Annotated in this window: 15 protein-coding genes; all 15 read left to right on the top strand. The window is 35.2% G+C overall.

Translation table 11 applies throughout. The features are described from left to right. The first annotated feature begins 183 nt into the window (after nt 1-183). The 15 genes from AC5YGG_RS09015 to AC5YGG_RS09085 all read left to right on the top strand — a co-directional run bounded on the left by AC5YGG_RS09015 (nt 184) and on the right by AC5YGG_RS09085 (nt 17657). Nucleotides 184-996: a 2,3,4,5-tetrahydropyridine-2,6-dicarboxylate N-succinyltransferase gene (locus tag AC5YGG_RS09015; RefSeq protein ID WP_496144181.1), complete on the top strand. Its 813-nt coding sequence runs from the start codon at nt 184-186 to the stop codon at nt 994-996. A gap of 29 nt (nt 997-1025) precedes the next feature. Next, nucleotides 1026-2195: a glycosyltransferase family 87 protein gene (locus AC5YGG_RS09020; protein WP_496144182.1), complete on the top strand. Its 1170-nt coding sequence runs from the start codon at nt 1026-1028 to the stop codon at nt 2193-2195. A 5-nt stretch (nt 2196-2200) separates the two neighbouring features. Next, on the top strand, nt 2201-3130 hold the full coding sequence (locus AC5YGG_RS09025) for a glycosyltransferase family 2 protein (protein ID WP_496144183.1): 930 nt from the start codon (nt 2201-2203) through the stop codon (nt 3128-3130). A gap of 1 nt (nt 3131) precedes the next feature. After that, a complete protein-coding gene (locus tag AC5YGG_RS09030) occupies nt 3132-3908 on the top strand; it encodes a polysaccharide deacetylase family protein (protein WP_496144184.1) in 777 nt (258 codons plus the stop codon). Beyond that, entirely contained in the window at nt 3905-5002 is a 1098-nt protein-coding gene (locus tag AC5YGG_RS09035; RefSeq protein WP_496144185.1) for a glycosyltransferase family 4 protein, read from the top strand. Before AC5YGG_RS09030 ends, AC5YGG_RS09035 begins: the two co-directional genes overlap by 4 nt. 247 nt (nt 5003-5249) lie before the next feature. Further along, on the top strand, nt 5250-6107 hold the full coding sequence (hisG, locus tag AC5YGG_RS09040; protein ID WP_496144186.1) for an ATP phosphoribosyltransferase: 858 nt from the start codon (nt 5250-5252) through the stop codon (nt 6105-6107). Nucleotides 6108-6311: 204 nt separating this feature from the next. Next, nucleotides 6312-7589, top strand: coding sequence for a histidinol dehydrogenase (gene hisD / locus AC5YGG_RS09045; protein WP_496144187.1), 1278 nt, complete (start codon nt 6312-6314; stop codon nt 7587-7589). Nucleotides 7590-7654: 65 nt separating this feature from the next. Further along, nucleotides 7655-8689, top strand: a complete 1035-nt coding sequence (gene hisC / locus AC5YGG_RS09050; protein ID WP_496144188.1) for a histidinol-phosphate transaminase — start codon at nt 7655-7657, stop codon at nt 8687-8689. Next, entirely contained in the window at nt 8686-9780 is a 1095-nt protein-coding gene (gene hisB / locus AC5YGG_RS09055) for a bifunctional histidinol-phosphatase/imidazoleglycerol-phosphate dehydratase HisB (protein ID WP_496144189.1), read from the top strand. The genes hisC and hisB overlap by 4 nt, the downstream gene beginning before the upstream one ends. A gap of 35 nt (nt 9781-9815) precedes the next feature. Continuing rightward, complete coding sequence (hisH, locus tag AC5YGG_RS09060) at nt 9816-10397, top strand: imidazole glycerol phosphate synthase subunit HisH (protein ID WP_496144190.1); 582 nt, start codon at nt 9816-9818, stop codon at nt 10395-10397. Next, a complete protein-coding gene (hisA, locus tag AC5YGG_RS09065) occupies nt 10397-11119 on the top strand; it encodes a 1-(5-phosphoribosyl)-5-[(5-phosphoribosylamino)methylideneamino]imidazole-4-carboxamide isomerase (protein ID WP_496144191.1) in 723 nt (240 codons plus the stop codon). Before hisH ends, hisA begins: the two co-directional genes overlap by 1 nt. Next, nucleotides 11112-11864, top strand: coding sequence for an imidazole glycerol phosphate synthase subunit HisF (gene hisF / locus AC5YGG_RS09070; RefSeq protein WP_496144192.1), 753 nt, complete (start codon nt 11112-11114; stop codon nt 11862-11864). Before hisA ends, hisF begins: the two co-directional genes overlap by 8 nt. Beyond that, complete coding sequence (gene hisIE / locus AC5YGG_RS09075; RefSeq protein ID WP_496144193.1) at nt 11861-12448, top strand: bifunctional phosphoribosyl-AMP cyclohydrolase/phosphoribosyl-ATP diphosphatase HisIE; 588 nt, start codon at nt 11861-11863, stop codon at nt 12446-12448. Before hisF ends, hisIE begins: the two co-directional genes overlap by 4 nt. A 221-nt stretch (nt 12449-12669) precedes the next feature. Beyond that, nucleotides 12670-14268: a T9SS type A sorting domain-containing protein gene (locus AC5YGG_RS09080; protein WP_496144194.1), complete on the top strand. Its 1599-nt coding sequence runs from the start codon at nt 12670-12672 to the stop codon at nt 14266-14268. Between the two features lie 2 nt (nt 14269-14270). After that, nucleotides 14271-17657, top strand: a complete 3387-nt coding sequence (locus AC5YGG_RS09085; protein ID WP_496144195.1) for a hypothetical protein — start codon at nt 14271-14273, stop codon at nt 17655-17657. Nucleotide 17658 lies beyond the last annotated feature (1 nt).

The raw sequence follows: 17658 nt of genomic DNA on the forward strand, positions 1-17658 counted from the left end.
CTCTGAATTTCAAAGTAAGAGCATGTTTTATTTGCCAAGTATACGATCCAATTTGAAAGGGAAATAAAAGAGGTTTGCATGTATGCTGAGCCTTTATTAAAAGCATAAACTTAAAAGTCGTTTTGCTGAACTTTTTTGTATCTTTGGCAGGTATAATTTTTCAAACTAATTTAAATAAGAAACATGTCGTTACAACAAACTATTGAAAATATCTGGGACAACAGAGAATTATTGCAGAATGAAGACAGCCAAAAGGCGATCAGAGAAGTTATTTCTTTAGTTGATAAAGGGGAACTTCGTACTGCAGAGCCTACAGAAAACGGATGGCAGGTAAATGAGTGGGTGAAGAAAGCCGTAGTAATGTATTTCCCAATCCAGAAGATGGAAACTATTGAAGTAGGTCCATTTGAATTTCATGATAAAATGCCTTTGAAGAGAAACTATGCTGAAAAAGGAGTGAGAGTTGTACCACATGCAGTAGCAAGAGAAGGAGCGTACATTGCTCCAGGTGTTATTATGATGCCTTCTTATGTAAATATTGGTGCTTATGTAGATTCAGGAACAATGGTAGATACTTGGGCTACAGTAGGAAGTTGTGCACAGATCGGTAAAAACGTTCACCTGAGTGGTGGTGTTGGTATCGGTGGTGTATTAGAGCCATTACAGGCAGCTCCGGTAATCATTGAAGATGATTGTTTCATTGGTTCAAGATGTATCGTTGTAGAAGGTGTTCACGTAGAAAGAGAAGCTGTATTAGGAGCGAATGTTGTTTTAACGGCTTCTACAAAAATTATCGATGTTACAGGTTCTGAACCTATCGAAATTAAAGGAAGAGTTCCTGCACGTTCTGTAGTAATTCCGGGAAGTTATACAAAACAGTATCCGGCTGGAGAATATCAGGTTCCATGTGCATTGATTATTGGACAGAGAAAAGAATCTACAGATAAGAAAACTTCTCTGAATGATGCTCTGAGAGATAATAATGTAGCTGTTTAAGATTAAATTTTTAATCTAATACCACAATCTTGAAAGAAAAATTTCTTAAAATACTATTAAACCCTAAATATATATTTGGGGTTTATCTTATTATATCGGTTGTTACTGCCATTTCCAAATACCTGAGAGGGGATTATGCAATCAATAATTATCTGATCTTTAAAAACGTATTCTTTAATACGGTTGATCAGAAAAACCTGTTTATCCATTATCCGGATCTCTATTTTGATTTAAATCATTACGGCGTATTTTTCAGTGCATTGATTGCTCCATTTGCTATGATGCCTGATTGGCTGGGGATTTCCCTTTGGAACATTGCCAATACCTTTATTTTTATTTACGGAATTTACAAACTCCCTTTTTCAGATTCCAAGAAAGCTATTTTCGGATTGCTTTGCCTTCAGGAATACATTACAGCTGCATTGAGTCTGCAGTTTAACGTAGCACTTACAGGGCTTTTGCTGCTATCGGCAGTATACATTTATGAAAGAAAAGAAGTAAAGTCAGTTACAGCAATTTTAATAGGTGTATTTGTAAAAATCTACGGAATTGTAGGTCTTACACAGTTTTTCTTTATTAAAAACAAAACGAAATTCATTATTTCAGGAATCGTCATTGCTGCCCTGTTTTTTGCCCTTCCCATGGCGTATTCAAGTCCAAAATTTGTTATTCAGTGCTACACAGATTGGTTTCAGTCTATCGTAGAGAAAAATAATGAAAATCAAGTACTTGGGAATATGCAGGATATTTCGTTAATGGGTTTTGTAAGAAGAATTTTAGGAGATGCTTCCATTTCAAATCTGGTATTTTTAGCGTTTGGATTGCCGTTGTTTGCGTTACCTTATATAAGAATTAAGCAGTACAAACATTATGCTTTCCAACTGATGATTCTGGCATCCACACTGCTATTTTTAGTACTGTTCAGTTCAAGTTCAGAATCTCCAACGTATATCATTGCAGTAGTAGGCGTTCTGATCTGGTTTTTCCTGCAAAAGGAAAGAACACCTTTTATTATCGGATTGTTGGTTTTTGTGATAATCTTCACATGTTTTTCAACTTCAGATCTATTCCCGAAATTTGTAAAAGAAAATTATATTATCAAATACTCTTTAAAAGCGGTCCCTTGTATTGTAATTTGGTTTAGGGTAACGTATGAGCTTCTAACAAAAGATTTTGAAAAAAATTACAGCCTGAAATAATAAATATGAAGAAAATTTCAATCGTAATTCCCGCCTATAACGAAGAAGGAAACGTTGCAATGATTCATCAGAAAATCAAAGAGGTTTTTGACGGATTAAGCAATTATGACTTTGAAATCATATTTGTAAATGATGGCAGCCGGGATAATACCCAACAAAAACTGGAAGAACTTTCCAATCAGTATGATGAAGTGAAATTTATAGAATTTTCCAGAAATTTTGGGCATCAACCCGCCGTAAAGGCAGGAATGGATAATGCACACGGAAACGCCATAATATCTATGGATGGAGACCTTCAGCATCCGCCACAACTGATTCCGCAACTCATCAAAAAATGGGAAGAAGGGTATGATGTAGTCTTTACCTTCAGAACGTATCCTAAGGAAATTTCCTTTTTTAAAAGAAAAACATCTGACTTATTTTACAAGCTTTTATCAAGTCTGTCCGACGTTAATTTAACGAAAGGGGGAGGCTCAGATTTCAGACTGATGGATGCAAAAGCTGTTGAAGTCATGAGAAGCTTTAATGAAGACGACTTATTCCTTCGAGGCTTAACGAGCTGGATGGGATTCAAACAAATAGGCATTGATTTTACTGCCGCAGAAAGACTTTCAGGAAAAAGCAGTTATAACCTTAAAAAGATGTTTACCTTTGCCTTTACAGGAATTACAGCATTCAGTGTGAAGCCTCTGTATTTAGCGGCTTATCTGGGCTTTTTATTCTCAGCACTTTCAGTAATCGGATATGGAGCATACGTTATCCATTCGTTTATTGCAAAAACAGAGATCTCAGGTTGGGCATCGTTAATTATGACCATTGTGTTCTTTGGAGGGCTGCAACTGATCATTTTAGGGATCATGGGAATCTATTTAGGTAAAATATTTAAACAAGTGAAAGACAGACCTAATTATATTATTAAAAACAAAAATTTTTAAAATGGTTTTATTGAGTTTTGACATTGAAGAATTTGATATGCCATTAGAATATAAGGGTGAAATTCCCTTTGAAAAGCAAATTTCAATTTCACAGACAGGATTAGAACGAATTCTGGATATCCTTAAAAAACATAACGCAAAAGCTACCTTTTTTTCAACCGTAGTTTTTGCAGAAAATAGCAAACACCTTATCGAAAGGCTGTTAAATGATGGACATGAACTGGCTTCTCACACCTGGTTCCATTCAGAATTTGAAGAAAAACATCTTAAAGAATCAAGAGAAAAACTGGAAGAGTTGTTTTCCACCAAAGTGACCGGATTAAGAATGCCGCGAATGATGCCCGTAAACGAAAAAGAAGTGGAAAAAGCTGGTTATTCTTACAATTCGTCTATAAACCCTACCTTTTTACCAGGAAGATATAATAATTTAAAAGTATCAAGAACGTACTTTAAAGAAGGAAATGTAACACAGATTCCAGCGTCTGTATCTCCGAATTTCAGGGTTCCTTTGTTCTGGTTAAGTTTTCATAATTTCCCTTTGTCAATCTATAAGAAACTCGCTTCAGATGTCCTGAAAAAGGATAAATATCTCAATATTTATTTCCACCCCTGGGAATTTGCAGAGATCAAGGACGAAGCATTCAAATTACCTGGTTTTACCGTAAAAAACTCAGGAAAAGATATGGTGGAAAGGTTTGACTCATTTGTAGGCTGGCTGAAAAGCAAAGGGCATACTTTCGGGACATTCCAGGAATTTCAAAAATACGTACAACGATGAAGATAGCTTTTGATGCCAAACGTTTTTTCCATAATACATCCGGATTAGGTAATTATTCAAGAGATCTTGTAAGAATACTTTCCGAATATGAACCGGATAATGAATACCTACTGCTCAATAAGAATAAATCTGAGCGCGGAAAGGATATTCTGGAGCATTCCAATGTGAAATTTATTCCAACTTCAAAAGGAAAGTTTTCCCGTCAGCTTAGGATGGGAAAAGACGCTCAAAAGCAAAATGCAGATATTTTCCACGGTTTATCCGGTGAATTACCTTTAAAATGGGACAAACAACCTATTAAAAAGATCGTTACCATCCATGATCTGATCTTTGTAAGATATCCGCAGTATTATTCCTTTTTTGACAGAAAAATACACTTTTGGAAGTTTAAAAAAGCCGCTGATATGGCTGATAAGATCATTGCTATTTCAGAACAGACCAAAAGAGATATTATTGACTACTTAAAAGTTCCTGAAAATAAAATTGAAGTTATTTATCAGGGTTGCCATAAAGCTTTCAAAGAAGAACAGTCTAAGGAATTGATTCAGGCATCGAAAGATAAATTCAATCTTCCGGAAAGATTTATTCTGAATGTTGGAACCATTGAAGACCGTAAAAATCTTCTGAATGTTGTAAAGGCAATCCATGGAACAAACATTCCTTTAGTTGTAGTAGGAAGAAAAACAAAATACTACCAAAAAATAGAAAGTTTCCTGAAAAAAAATAAGATGGAAAAGCAAGTGCTGTTTCTGGAAGGTGTTTCTATGGATGAACTGGCTGCGATCTATAAACTGGCTGATATTTTTGTGTATCCAAGCTTCTTTGAAGGCTTCGGAATTCCTATTATAGAGGCACTTTTCTCGAAAACTGTCGTCGTGACGAGCAATACAAGCTGTCTACCGGAAGCAGGCGGAAAAGACTCTGTTTATATTGATCCGAAAAACGAACTTGACATCAGAGCTAAAATAAAATTTCTTTGGGAAAATGAATCTGAGAGAAAACGCCGTGAGGAAAAGGGTTTCGAGTTTGTTCAGAAGTTTAATGATGAACCTATCGCCAAAGAACTGATGCATCTTTATCAAAAAATTATCTGAAAAAACTTTGCATTTTAAAAATAAATCCTACATTTGCATCATAATTCAATACAATGAAACCAATTTTTTTAGCATTACATCATTATTATCATCATCTCTGTTAGGCGGAATTGATTGATATAAGTTTGTGCTAAATCAAAAATAATTAAAAACCGTCTGAGTAAATAGGCGGTTTTTTTGTTTCCTGAATTCACCTCAGAATTTTCAATAGATCAGTTTTTATTTACTCGGGCTCAAAAAAGACGAAATGAGTAAATTAAAAATTGCAATTCAAAAAAGCGGACGACTTTACGAAGAATCTCTACAACTTCTCAAAGATTGCGGAATATTGGTCAATAATGGAAAAGACCAGCTGAAGGTTTCCGTAGACAATTTTCCGATGGAGATTATGTATCTCAGAAATTCGGATATTCCTCAGTATCTGGAAGATGGGGTAGTAGATATTGCCATTGTAGGAGAAAATCTTTTAATAGAAAAACAGAAAAATATTCAGACTGTTGAGAAGCTTGGCTTTTCAAAATGTCGAGTATCCATTGCTGTTCCAAAAGAGATTGAGACCGATGATCTGGCTTATTTTCAAGGAAAAAAGATTGCCACTTCCTATCCAAATACTCTTAGAAACTTCTTAAATCAAAAAGGTATTGAAGCTGATATTCACGTTATTTCAGGCTCTGTGGAAATTGCCCCAAACATAGGATTAGCAGACGGAATTTGTGATATTGTAAGTTCAGGAAGCACCTTATTTAAAAATGGATTAAGAGAAACAGTTACCATCCTAAAGTCAGAAGCTGTGCTTGCCCAAACTCCACAATTATCATTTGAAAAAGCAGCTGTTCTTGATAAATTTCTTTTTAGAATTAAAGCTGTTTTAAAGGCAAAGAACTCAAAATATATCCTGATGAATGTCCCCAATGACAAGATTCAAAAAATAGCTAATGTACTTCCGGTACTTAAAAGTCCTACCGTTATCCCATTAGCAGAAGAAGGCTGGAGCAGTATTCATTCTGTGATTGATCAGGAACGATTCTGGGAAGTTATTGATGAACTGAAAGAAAATGGTGCGCAGGATATTCTCATCATTCCAATCGATAAAATGGTTATTTAGAAAAACAATAAGAGTGAATATTGATTAACGAAAAGGTAAAAGTGAAAATAAAATCAATATTGTTTTAAAGCACAAAGATTTTCTCAGATAAGCTTTAATAACACCTATTAAAACATTCCACTTGCTGTAAATCCCTTTGCGCCTTAGCATTTATCAAAAATATAACGTAACAATCAACTGTTCAAAAAGTTTAAAAATAATAGAATGAAAATATACACATATCCCACAAAAGACACCTGGTTCGATCTTATAAAGCGTCCGGTGTTAGAACAACAGGAAATTTCAGCGTTGATTGCCGGGATTTTTAAAGAAGTTAAATCTAATGGTGATCAGGCTTTAATAGAATTCAATAAAAAGTTTGATAAAGCAGATACTCAAAGCATTACCGTTACCGAACAAGAAGTTCAGATTGCTGAAAATCAGATTAGTGATGATTTGAAAAAAGCAATTCAGGAAGCGAAAGAGAATATTTCAAGGTTTCACAGTGCTCAGATTCCGGATATATCTAAAATTGAAACAACAAAAGGCGTGGTTTGCTGGAGAGAAAACCGTGCGGTAGAAAGTGTGGGAATTTATATTCCCGGAGGAACAGCTCCTTTATTTTCAACGGTATTAATGCTTGCTGTACCTGCCAATCTGGCGGGATGTAAAGAAATTGTTCTTTGTACGCCACCGGATAAGAATGGCAATATTAATCCAGCTATTTTGTATGCAGCAAAACTTTGCGGAATTACGAAAATATTTAAAACAGGTGGAGCTCAAGCTATCGCAGCCATGACTTTAGGAACGGAAAGTATTCCCAAAGTTTATAAAATATTCGGTCCCGGAAATCAGTTTGTAGTTGCCGCAAAAGAATATGCCCAGCGTTATGGAGTTGCTATCGATATGCCTGCAGGACCAAGTGAAGTTCTTGTTATAGCTGATGAGCATGCCATCCCGGAATTTTGTGCGGCAGATCTTCTTTCACAAGCAGAACACGGAAGTGACAGCCAGGTTGTTTTTCTTACCACAGACCTTAAAGTGCTTAATCAGACAATCGATGCTGTTGAACAACAAATCAAAGACTTACCTAGGAATGAAATGGCAGGAAAAGCATTAGGAAACAGTAATTTTATATTATTGAACAGCCTTGAAGAAGCGTTGGAATTCAGTAATCTGTATGCTCCGGAGCACCTTATTTTAGCCATTGCAGATTTCGAAGAATATATTCCAATGGTTCAGAATGCCGGTTCAGTTTTCCTTGGAAATTATTCCTGCGAAAGTGCCGGAGACTATGCAAGCGGGACCAATCACACCCTTCCTACTAATGCTTATGCCAGGAATTATAGCGGTGTTTCTCTCGATAGTTTTGTGAAGAAAATTACATTTCAGCATTTATCAAAAGAAGGATTGATGAATTTGGGAAAAACAATAGAAGTAATGGCAGAAGCAGAAGGATTGCTTGCTCACAAAAATGCAGTGTCAATACGGTTAAAATCTTAAATTTTAATTTGTTGGAAAGCATAAGCACTTAAAAAGAAAACATTATTTAAATAAACATCAGTACAATGAACAATACAACAATCAATATCAATAGTTTAGTAAGAGAAAATATTCTGAAACTACAGCCTTATATCAGTTTCAGAGACCACAATGAATTCAATGCACCTACATTTCTGGATGCTAATGAAAGCCCGTTTGGTGAATGTAACCGTTACCCGGATTCTACGCAGAAAACACTTAAAAGTAAATTGGCAGATCTTAAAAATGTCTCGCCCAAGCAAATTGCAGTAGGAAATGGAAGTGATGAGCTTATTGATCTGATCATTAAAATATTTTGTGAGCCTAAAAAAGATTCTATCCTGATGATGAATCCTTCTTTTGCGATGTATGGATTTTATGCTACAATCAACGAAAACAAAGTTTTACAGGTAAATCTTGATGAGAACTTTGAGTTGGTAAAGGAAGACTTCCTTAAGATAACAAGCGAAAATTCACCTAAGATCTTCTTTTTATGTTCACCCAATAACCCTACGGGAAACAGTACGGAAGATATTGAGTTTTATTTACAGAATTTTAATGGAATTGTAGTGGTAGATGAAGCTTATATTGAATTTTCAGGGAAAAAATCAAGCTTAGAGCTTCTTGATCAGTACCCTAATCTGATTGTTCTTCAAACCTTTTCAAAAGCTTGGGGAATTGCAGGAGCAAGAGTAGGAATAGCGTATGCTTCTGAGGAAATTATTAAGCTCATTAATACAGTGAAAGCTCCTTATAATGTAAACGTGTTAAGTCAGGAATTGATCCTTAACAGTTTGAATAAGAACAAGCTTGAAGAAAATGTAAACAAAATCTTAACAGAAAGAGCATGGCTTCAGGATCAGTTTAAAACGATTGATTGCATTGAGAAGGTATTTCCAACAGATGCTAATTTCTTTTTAATCAAAATGAAAAATGTAAGCAAAGTATATGAACAGATGTTGGAACAGGAAATTTTGACAAGCAGAAGAGATCCGGCTATTTCAGGTTGTATCAGGATCAATATTGGAAACCGTGTGGAAAATGAAAAATTAGTTAATCTTTTACAAAATGTAACTCTATGAAAAAAGTATTGTTTATCGACAGAGACGGAACTTTGATTATCGAACCACCTACAGATTTTCAGGTAGACTCGTTGGAAAAGCTCGAATTTTATCCCGGGGTATTCAGTAATCTTTCAAAAATAGCAAATGAGCTAGATTATGAATTGGTTATGGTGACCAATCAGGATGGTTTGGGGACAGACAGTTTTCCTTTTGAAGATTTTATAAAGCCTCATGAAAAAATGATGAAAGCATTTGAAAACGAAGGCATCATTTTTAATGATATTTTGATTGATAAAAGCTTTGAACATGAAAATCTACCCACCAGAAAACCAGGAACAGGAATGATGTCGAAATATATATATGGAAGTTATGACCTGGAAAATTCATATGTAATCGGAGATAGAGATACAGATGTTCAACTTGCTAAAAATTTGGGAACTAAATCTGTTTTTCTAAACAAAAGCTTTAATGAAGAGGCGGATTTTGTAACAACCAGCTGGAATGAAATTTATCAGTTTCTAAAGACCGGAATGAGAAAGGCTAGAGTCTGCAGAAAGACCAATGAAACAGAAATAGAAGTCGAAGTAAACCTTGATGGAAAAGGCAAAGCTGAGATCTCAACAGGGCTTCACTTTTTTGATCACATGCTGGATCAGATTGCCAGACACGGAAACATGGATCTTAGAATCAACGTAAAGGGAGACCTTAATGTAGATGAACACCACACGATTGAAGATACGGGAATTGTATTGGGTGAAGCTATTGTAAAAGCATTAGGAAAGAAAAAAGGTATTGAAAGGTACGGTTTCTTGCTTCCTATGGATGATTGTCTGTCGCAGGTAGCGATTGATTTTGGGGGAAGGTCATGGCTGGTTTGGGATGCTGAGTTTAAAAGAGAGAAAATAGGAGATATGCCAACGGAAATGTTCTTTCACTTCTTCAAATCTTTTACAGATTCTTCAAAGTCTAATTTAAATATTAAAGCAGAAGGCGATAATGAGCACCACAAAATAGAATCTGTTTTCAAAGCATTTGCAAAAGCTGTTAAAATGGCAGTAAATCAATCAGATGCGAATTATAATTTACCTTCAACAAAAGGAAGCCTGTAAAGATTTTTGTCTATTTATTAAACAACTTAAAATTTATGATAGCCATAATAAAATATAACGGCGGCAATGTAAGCTCCGTACAGAATGCGCTTAACAGGCTTAGTATAAAATCTGTAGTTACCGATAATCCGGAACAGATTCTAAACGCTGAAAAAGTGATCTTTCCAGGCGTAGGTGAGGCTTCTTCCACCATGAAACTTTTAAAGGAAAAAGGACTCGATGTACTTATTCCCACATTAAAACAGCCTGTACTGGGAATATGTCTGGGGATGCAGCTGATGTGTAAAGGGAATGAAGAAGGAAATACAGAAGGATTGGGAATTTTTGATATTAACGTTAAAAAATTTCCTCCTTTGGACCTTGTTCCTCATATGGGATGGAATACCGTTTCAGCGAAGAATAATATCATGTTTGTAGGCATTGAACCAGATGATGATGTGTATTTTGTACATAGTTATTACTGCGAGTTATCGGAATTTACAACTTCGGTATGTGATTATATTTTGCCGTTCAGTGCCTCATTGCAGAAGGATAATTTTTATGCCATGCAGTTTCACCCGGAAAAGTCGGGAAGTATAGGAAGGCAGATATTAAATAACTTTATAAACTTATCATAATGAAGATTATTCCGGCTATTGATATTATTGATGGTAAATGCGTGCGTTTATCGAAAGGAGATTACAGTACAAAGAAAATATATAATGAAGATCCTGTAGAAGTTGCAAAAGAATTTGAGGATTACGGAATTCAGTTTCTTCATTTGGTAGATCTTGATGGGGCAAAATCAAAACATATTGTAAATCAGAAGGTATTGGAAAACATTGCCCAATCTACTTCGTTGAATATTGATTTTGGAGGAGGTCTGAAGACTCAGGAAGATATAGAAACAGCTTTCAGTGCTGGTGCAAAGCAGATTACGTTGGGAAGCATTGCTGTTCAGGACCCTCAGTTTTGTTATGAGGTGATTAAAAAATATGGTCCGCAAAAGATTATTCTGGGATCGGATTGTGATCATAGAAAGATTAAAACTTCAGGATGGCTGGAAGAAAGCAATCAGGATGTAATTGATTTTATTCTGGAATATCAAAAAAATGGTATTCAAACAACAATCTGTACGGATATTGCCAAAGACGGAATGCTGGAAGGACCTTCAACGGGTTTATATATTGAGATTTTGTTTAAAACTTCAGTTCAGCTGATTGCCAGTGGTGGGATTTCAGGCATCAAAGACGTCTATAAAATGAAGGATATCGGATGTTCAGGGACCATTATCGGGAAAGCAATTTATGAGGGAAAAATAAGCCTCCAACAACTTCAAAATTTTATTGAAAATGCTTAAAAAAAGAATTATTCCATGTTTGGATATTAAAGAAGGAAGTACAGTAAAGGGAATCAACTTTGAAGACCTTAAAAATGCAGGAGATCCTATAGAACTGGCTAAGAAATATGAACGGGAAGGGGCTGATGAACTGGTATTTCTTGATATTACTGCAACGCTGGAAAATAGGAAGACTTTTGTAGAATTGGTGAGAGATATTGCCAAAGAACTGAGTATTCCATTCACTGTAGGCGGCGGAATAAGCTCTATTGAAGATGTCAGGAAGCTTCTGGAAGCTGGAGCAGACAAGATCAGTATCAATTCCTCGGCAGTAAAAAAACCGCAGTTAATTTCCGATCTCGCCAATGAATTTGGCAGCCAGTGTGTAGTTGTTGCGATTGATACGAAACAAATAGGGCAAGCTGATCTTGTTCACATCAAGGGAGGAAGAGAAGCTACAGAACTTACTACGGTGGAATGGGCAAGAGAAGCAGAGGCACTGGGTGCCGGTGAAATTCTTTTAACCTCAATGGATGGTGACGGAACTAAAAAGGGGTTTGATCTTAGGATTACAAAACTGGTTTCAGAGAATATTAGAATTCCAGTCATTGCATCAGGTGGTGCGGGAAATGTAGATGATTTTATTAAAGTATTTAATGAAACTAAAGCTACAGGTGCTTTGGCAGCCAGTATTTTTCATTTTAATGAAATTGAAATTCAAGAATTAAAAAAGCAATTAAAAAATCAAAAAATAGAAGTACGATGAATATAAATTTTAATAAAGATAACGGATTGGTTCCTGTAATAATTCAGGACAACCGTACACTGCAGGTTCTCATGCTGGGGTATATGAATGATGAAGCTTTTGAGAAAACAAAGCAAGAAGGAGTCGTAACTTTTTTCAGTCGTTCCAAAAACAGATTGTGGACAAAAGGTGAAGAGTCAGGTAATTTTCTGTCCGTTAAAAGTATAGATATAGATTGTGATCAGGATACGATTTTAATCAAGGTAATACCCAAAAATGTTGTTTGTCATACAGGAAGTTTCAGCTGCTTCGGCGAAAAAAGTGATCAGGGATTTTTATATGAATTGGAAGAGAAAATTTCTCAAAGGATAGATGATAAAACAGAGGAATCCTATACCTACTCACTTTATCAGCGAGGAATTAATAAAGTGGCTCAAAAAGTAGGAGAGGAAGCTGTAGAACTCGTCATTGAGGCTAAAGACAATAATGATGAACTCTTTAAAAATGAAGCAGCAGACCTATTATATCACTTTTTGATTCTACTTAAGACAAAAGGATTTTCCCTGAAAGACATTGAAAAGATTCTTCTAAACAGAAATAAGTAAACCTTTGAATTTTCAAAGGTTTTTTTTGTGTGATAAAAAGATACGACAGGTTCTGACGTTTTGTTATAATATTTTTGTTTTTGTAGTATTAATTATTTAATAGATATTATGTTTTAGTTAAAATTTTGACTAAATGTGGTATTTATATAGTCAATGTAGTAAAAAAAATTAAATTTGTGCAAACATAAAAAACTAATCATTAAAACTCAAAAAAACATGATATGAGAAGAATCTATCTTGGTGCATATACATTATGTACGGTCTTAAGTGTGTCTGCACAAGAGGTCCTCTGGCAAAAAGACATCAAATCCTCTACTCAGGATTTCTTAAGCCAGGTGACCACAACTATCGATCAGCAATATCTTATCACGGGAAGTGCTATTCAGTCAGGAAGCGGAAAGCTGGAGACTGGAAGTAAGCAGAACAATGGCTACGATTTCCATTTGGTTAAATTAAACCAGCAGGGAGAACAGGTATGGGAAAAGTATTTCTCAGGACAAAATCACGATTATTTATCAGCAACAGTAACAACGCAGGATGGAGGATTCTTACTTGCAGGAACTTCATATTCAGGAAAAGGGCTGGATAAAAAGGAGGAAGCAAAAGGCGGTTCGGATATCTGGCTGATCAGAATTAATGAATTTGGGGATGAATTATGGCAGAAAACTTTGGGAAGCTCTTCTGATGAAGAAGCAAGATCGGTTATTCAAACCACAGATCAGGGCTTTATCGTAGCAGGTAATGTACAAAACTCTGCGAAAGGTTATGGTTCTAAAGATGTTTTGATCATTAAACTTGATAAAGATGGTAAAGAATTATCCCAAATTATCCTTGGTGGAAAAGGGCTGGATGAAGTAGAGAAAATGATTCCTACCAAAGACGGTGGAGCTTTGCTGGGAGTCTATTCAAGAAGTTCCGAGGTTCGTGATTCGGGACCTAAAACTGGTAATTCTGGCACCTCCAAAATCAGCCAGATGCCAAAAGCCAGCAGCAATTTCGGGGAAGGTGATTATTGGATCGTAAAACTCGACAAAAACGGAAAAGTAGAATGGGAGAAAAACTATGGAGGAAAAGAAGATGATCATCTTAGAACGCTTGCTTTAACCTCAAACGGTTATGTCATTGGAGGAGAATCAAGATCCGATAGATCAGGAAATAAAACAGTAGGAATCCAGGAAGGAACAGATCTTTGGCTGATTGCTTTGAACGAAAAAGGCGATGAGCAGTGGCAAAAATCCTACAGCTTTAAAAACCGTGATGTTTTAATGGGAATAAGCGTGATCCATTCCGCTGATGATAAATCTTCAAAAGGAATTTTATTAGGAGGTTATACTCAAGCCGAAGGAAGAATAGAAACTGATGATGAGACCTTTTGGATGCTATATCTTGATGGAAACGGCAATGAACAGTGGCGAAAACATGTGAAGGGAGAATCCAGAAAAAGAGAAGAAAGGCTTTCCGATTTAAAATTAAACCGAGACGGCTCCATTATCCTAGCCGGAACCAGTGCCGAGGAATTAGGCAAAGAGAACTGGAAAATTGTAAAACTGGGTGACAAACAGGTAAATGATTTGATTGAAAAATATGACATCAAGATCTACCCGAATCCTGTCACAGACTATGCTTATGTAGAAATCGGCTTTGATTTTAAAGAGGCTGATATTATGCTGTATGATATGGGCGGAAGACAGTTACAAAACCTGAAAACAAAGAATAGAGTCACTAAAATTAATACCCAGGCTTTGGTTCAAGGAGCTTATGTGATTACTATAAAAACTAATGATAACAAAACAGCGAATGCGAAGCTGATTAAGAAGTAACCATGAGAAAAAATATAATATTTGTAGCCTCGTTATTAGCTACTCAGATTTTTTATGCCCAATTGGGAAGTAAACTAAGTGATGATAAATATCTTCCTAATATGACTCCACCATCTCCAAGTGCTTATTCTTTGGGGAAGTTTGGAAACTTGGAGGTGGGAGAATTCACAGGAACTCCTAATATCAACATCCCTTTATTACAATTTAAAGGCAAAGGATTAAGTACAGATTTATCATTATCTTATACTTCAAGCGGAATAAAAGTAGATGAAAAAGAAGGGCAATTTGGTTTAGGCTGGACATTGGTTGCAGGTGGAGTTATTAACAGGATCGTGCGTAATAAGGACGATTTTATGGATCGTCAATTATTAGCTCCCGAAAATCTGAATGGAGGACCTTCTGATCCTAGAGTAGCACAATTTTTCTATGACGCAGGTAACTCAGGAAAGGATACTGAGGCAGATCTTTTTTCTTTTAGTGCAGGAAATGTTAGTGGACAGTTTGTAATTAATAGGGAAGGTGAAATTGAATTATTAACTAAGGATGATGTAAAAATTACTATACAATATGATGTAGAGCATAACCCTTATTTTATAATGAAGGATTCTAAAGGTACTACTTATTATTTTACTGCAATTGAACAAACCTCTACGAGCTCAGTGGGTGGAGGCTTACATGGTGCAACCACATTAGCAATAACAGCATGGTTTTTAACAAAAACAGAAGATATCAATGGAGAGCAGATCATATTTGAATATGAAGATGATGGACCAAGTTATACGATGTCAAAATCACAATTATTATCTTATTCCGATCCCCCATCACAAGCTTATTGTGAGAATGCAGAAAATGGAATGACTCGTGTAAGATACTATTCTAGCCCACCAACATTAGGACCTATTATAAATAACAATATAAATATTGATGGGAAAAGACTCAAAAGAATAATAAGTAATAGAACTAGTGAAAAGATAGAATTTAGTGCTAATATGGGTGAATCAATAATAACCCATTATTATAACTCAAATATTATAGAGCAGCTTACTTTTAAGTTTGACAAAACAGCTAATGACAGGCTATTTTTAAAATCTATAAGTTCATTTAGTAAAGGAAAAGATTATAGCTTTGAATATATACAACCGAATTCTTTTCCTCCAAGATTATCTTTTTCTCAGGATCATTGGGGATATTTTAACGGTAAATCAAATTCAAACATTATTCCTAAGAACATAGATTATGCCCCTAGTAATGATTATGCTGGAGCAGATAAAAATCCTGATCCGTCTACATCTGTATATGGGGTTTTAAAGAAAGTAATTTATCCTACAAAAGGATGGACAGCTATAGAATATGAACCTAACACTTATTATGGAAGTGAGATGATATATCCAAATCCTATAGATGTTCGTGAAGGACTTGTTCTTACAAGTGATGATTTTGAACTTTCTAAAACATTTGCAATTCAGCCTGCAGTTAATCAGAGTATAGTTATACAAGGGTATGGAACATTTAACTCTATTGATTGTCGTCGAGAACCAGATTTAGGAACCCGTCATCGTATAGATTTAAGTATTAGAGATCTTACTGCCAATAGGCTTGTTAGTATGGTTTCTGCAGATTCTAATGGAAATACAACAGGCATTGGAAGCTTTACTGGTGTTTATTTTTCAAGAGGAAATCCTAATTATTATAGTTTTTTTGCAGAAGCTGGACATACATATCAATTTAAGATGTCTGCAAACTGGCAATGTACCAATGGTAGTGTATCTTTAAAATATTTTAATCAGACTCCTACACAAGTACAAAAAAATATTGTGGTCGGTGGAAACCGTGTTGCTAGAATGATTGATTTTGATGGGAATCAACAGTCTATCAGAAGATATTATTATGGACCTAAAAATAATCTAAATCAATCTTCAGGAGATAAAGGATTAACACCATTCTATAGAGATTTTAGAAAATGGGAGCCTCCTTGTACTACAGGGTTAATGCCTCCATTACGTGAAGCTGTCATTACGTCTTCCAGTATTTATCCTTTATTCAATAGTGGAAGAAGTAATGTTTATTATCAATATGTAACAATCAGTTTTGGAGGTGATAACTTTGAAAAAGGAGGAGTGGAAAAAGAATTTACGGTTAAAAGAGATTATTGGGGAAATCAGATTTTTGGTTCCGAAAATGTTGGCTCTGCTCCATGGACAAACTTTGGATGGAATAATGGATATCTGAAGACTGAGAAAATTTTTGATAATCAAGGTAATACACTTAAGATAAGTGACTATTTATGGGAAAAGAAGAATGTAACCAATAATAAATCATATTATGTACGAAAAAATTACAGTCCCAATCATCCGAAAAATCCTGTATATACTTGTACCAGCGAAGATATTGTAAGACCAGATAATGGTTTCTATTGGAAATGTAAATCAGATCATCGACATTTCATGAACGTTTCTAATTGGAAATGTGTAGCATTGGGTGCAGATAATGAAAAAGTACCTTTTGCTAATAATTGCTATCAGCAGCCTTTAGGAAAACAGATTGTACATTCTTTAGCTTTAGAAAATTTAGACATTGTCGAGTACAATAATATTTCATACCAAAAATACTTAAAAAGTGTTACTACTACAGATTATGTAAATAATCAACCAATGAAATCTACGATTACTGAAAATGCCTATGACAGTAATTTTCACTATCAGCAGACTTCTAAAAAGGTAACTCATTTGGATAATAGTATTACAGAAAACGGTTATCAGTATGCCCATGAAAAAGGGAATCAAAGGTTAATCAATGCCAATATGGTTGGAGTTCCATTAGAAACGTCTACAACAGAAAGAAGAAATGTTAATGATACGTCTGGGAAAATAACTTCAAAAGTTGAGACAAAGTATGATAATCCAACCCTATTATTACCTACTTCTGTAGTATCTACTGATTTACAAAACATTGCAAAAACAGAAATCACCTATGACAAATATGATGATAAAGGCAATCTTCAACAGTATACTACCAAAGATGGTATCTCTACAGTGATTATCTGGGGATATAATAATACGTATCCAATTGCTAAAATAGAGAATGTCAGATATGCAGATGTTTCCCAATCGCTTATAACGGATCTTGTAAACGCTTCTAATATTGATGCTTCGGCGGGTAAAAATAATGATGAAACGGATCTATTAAATTCCTTTAATACTTTCAGAAATGGATTGTCCCGTTATCAGATAACGACCTACACTTATGATCCGTTGATTGGAGTAAGAAGTATCACTCCGCCATCAGGAATCAGAGAATTATATTTTTATGATTCTGCAAACAGGCTTGAGAAAGTAGTGGATGTGGATGGAAAAGTGCTGAAGGAAATGAAATACAACTATAAAAACTAAT

Source organism: Chryseobacterium sp. CS2K3, from assembly GCF_059515185.1.

Coding starts and splice junctions, on each gene's coding strand:
- AC5YGG_RS09025 (WP_496144183.1), top strand. CDS start 2,201: ATGAAGAAAATTTCAATCGTAATTCCCGCCTATAACGAAGAAGGAAAC.
- hisG (WP_496144186.1), top strand. CDS start 5,250: ATGAGTAAATTAAAAATTGCAATTCAAAAAAGCGGACGACTTTACGAA.
- hisH (WP_496144190.1), top strand. CDS start 9,816: ATGATAGCCATAATAAAATATAACGGCGGCAATGTAAGCTCCGTACAG.
- hisF (WP_496144192.1), top strand. CDS start 11,112: ATGCTTAAAAAAAGAATTATTCCATGTTTGGATATTAAAGAAGGAAGT.
- AC5YGG_RS09015 (WP_496144181.1), top strand. CDS start 184: ATGTCGTTACAACAAACTATTGAAAATATCTGGGACAACAGAGAATTA.
- hisD (WP_496144187.1), top strand. CDS start 6,312: ATGAAAATATACACATATCCCACAAAAGACACCTGGTTCGATCTTATA.
- hisB (WP_496144189.1), top strand. CDS start 8,686: ATGAAAAAAGTATTGTTTATCGACAGAGACGGAACTTTGATTATCGAA.
- AC5YGG_RS09030 (WP_496144184.1), top strand. CDS start 3,132: ATGGTTTTATTGAGTTTTGACATTGAAGAATTTGATATGCCATTAGAA.
- AC5YGG_RS09085 (WP_496144195.1), top strand. CDS start 14,271: ATGAGAAAAAATATAATATTTGTAGCCTCGTTATTAGCTACTCAGATT.
- hisC (WP_496144188.1), top strand. CDS start 7,655: ATGAACAATACAACAATCAATATCAATAGTTTAGTAAGAGAAAATATT.
- AC5YGG_RS09035 (WP_496144185.1), top strand. CDS start 3,905: ATGAAGATAGCTTTTGATGCCAAACGTTTTTTCCATAATACATCCGGA.
- AC5YGG_RS09080 (WP_496144194.1), top strand. CDS start 12,670: ATGAGAAGAATCTATCTTGGTGCATATACATTATGTACGGTCTTAAGT.
- hisA (WP_496144191.1), top strand. CDS start 10,397: ATGAAGATTATTCCGGCTATTGATATTATTGATGGTAAATGCGTGCGT.
- hisIE (WP_496144193.1), top strand. CDS start 11,861: ATGAATATAAATTTTAATAAAGATAACGGATTGGTTCCTGTAATAATT.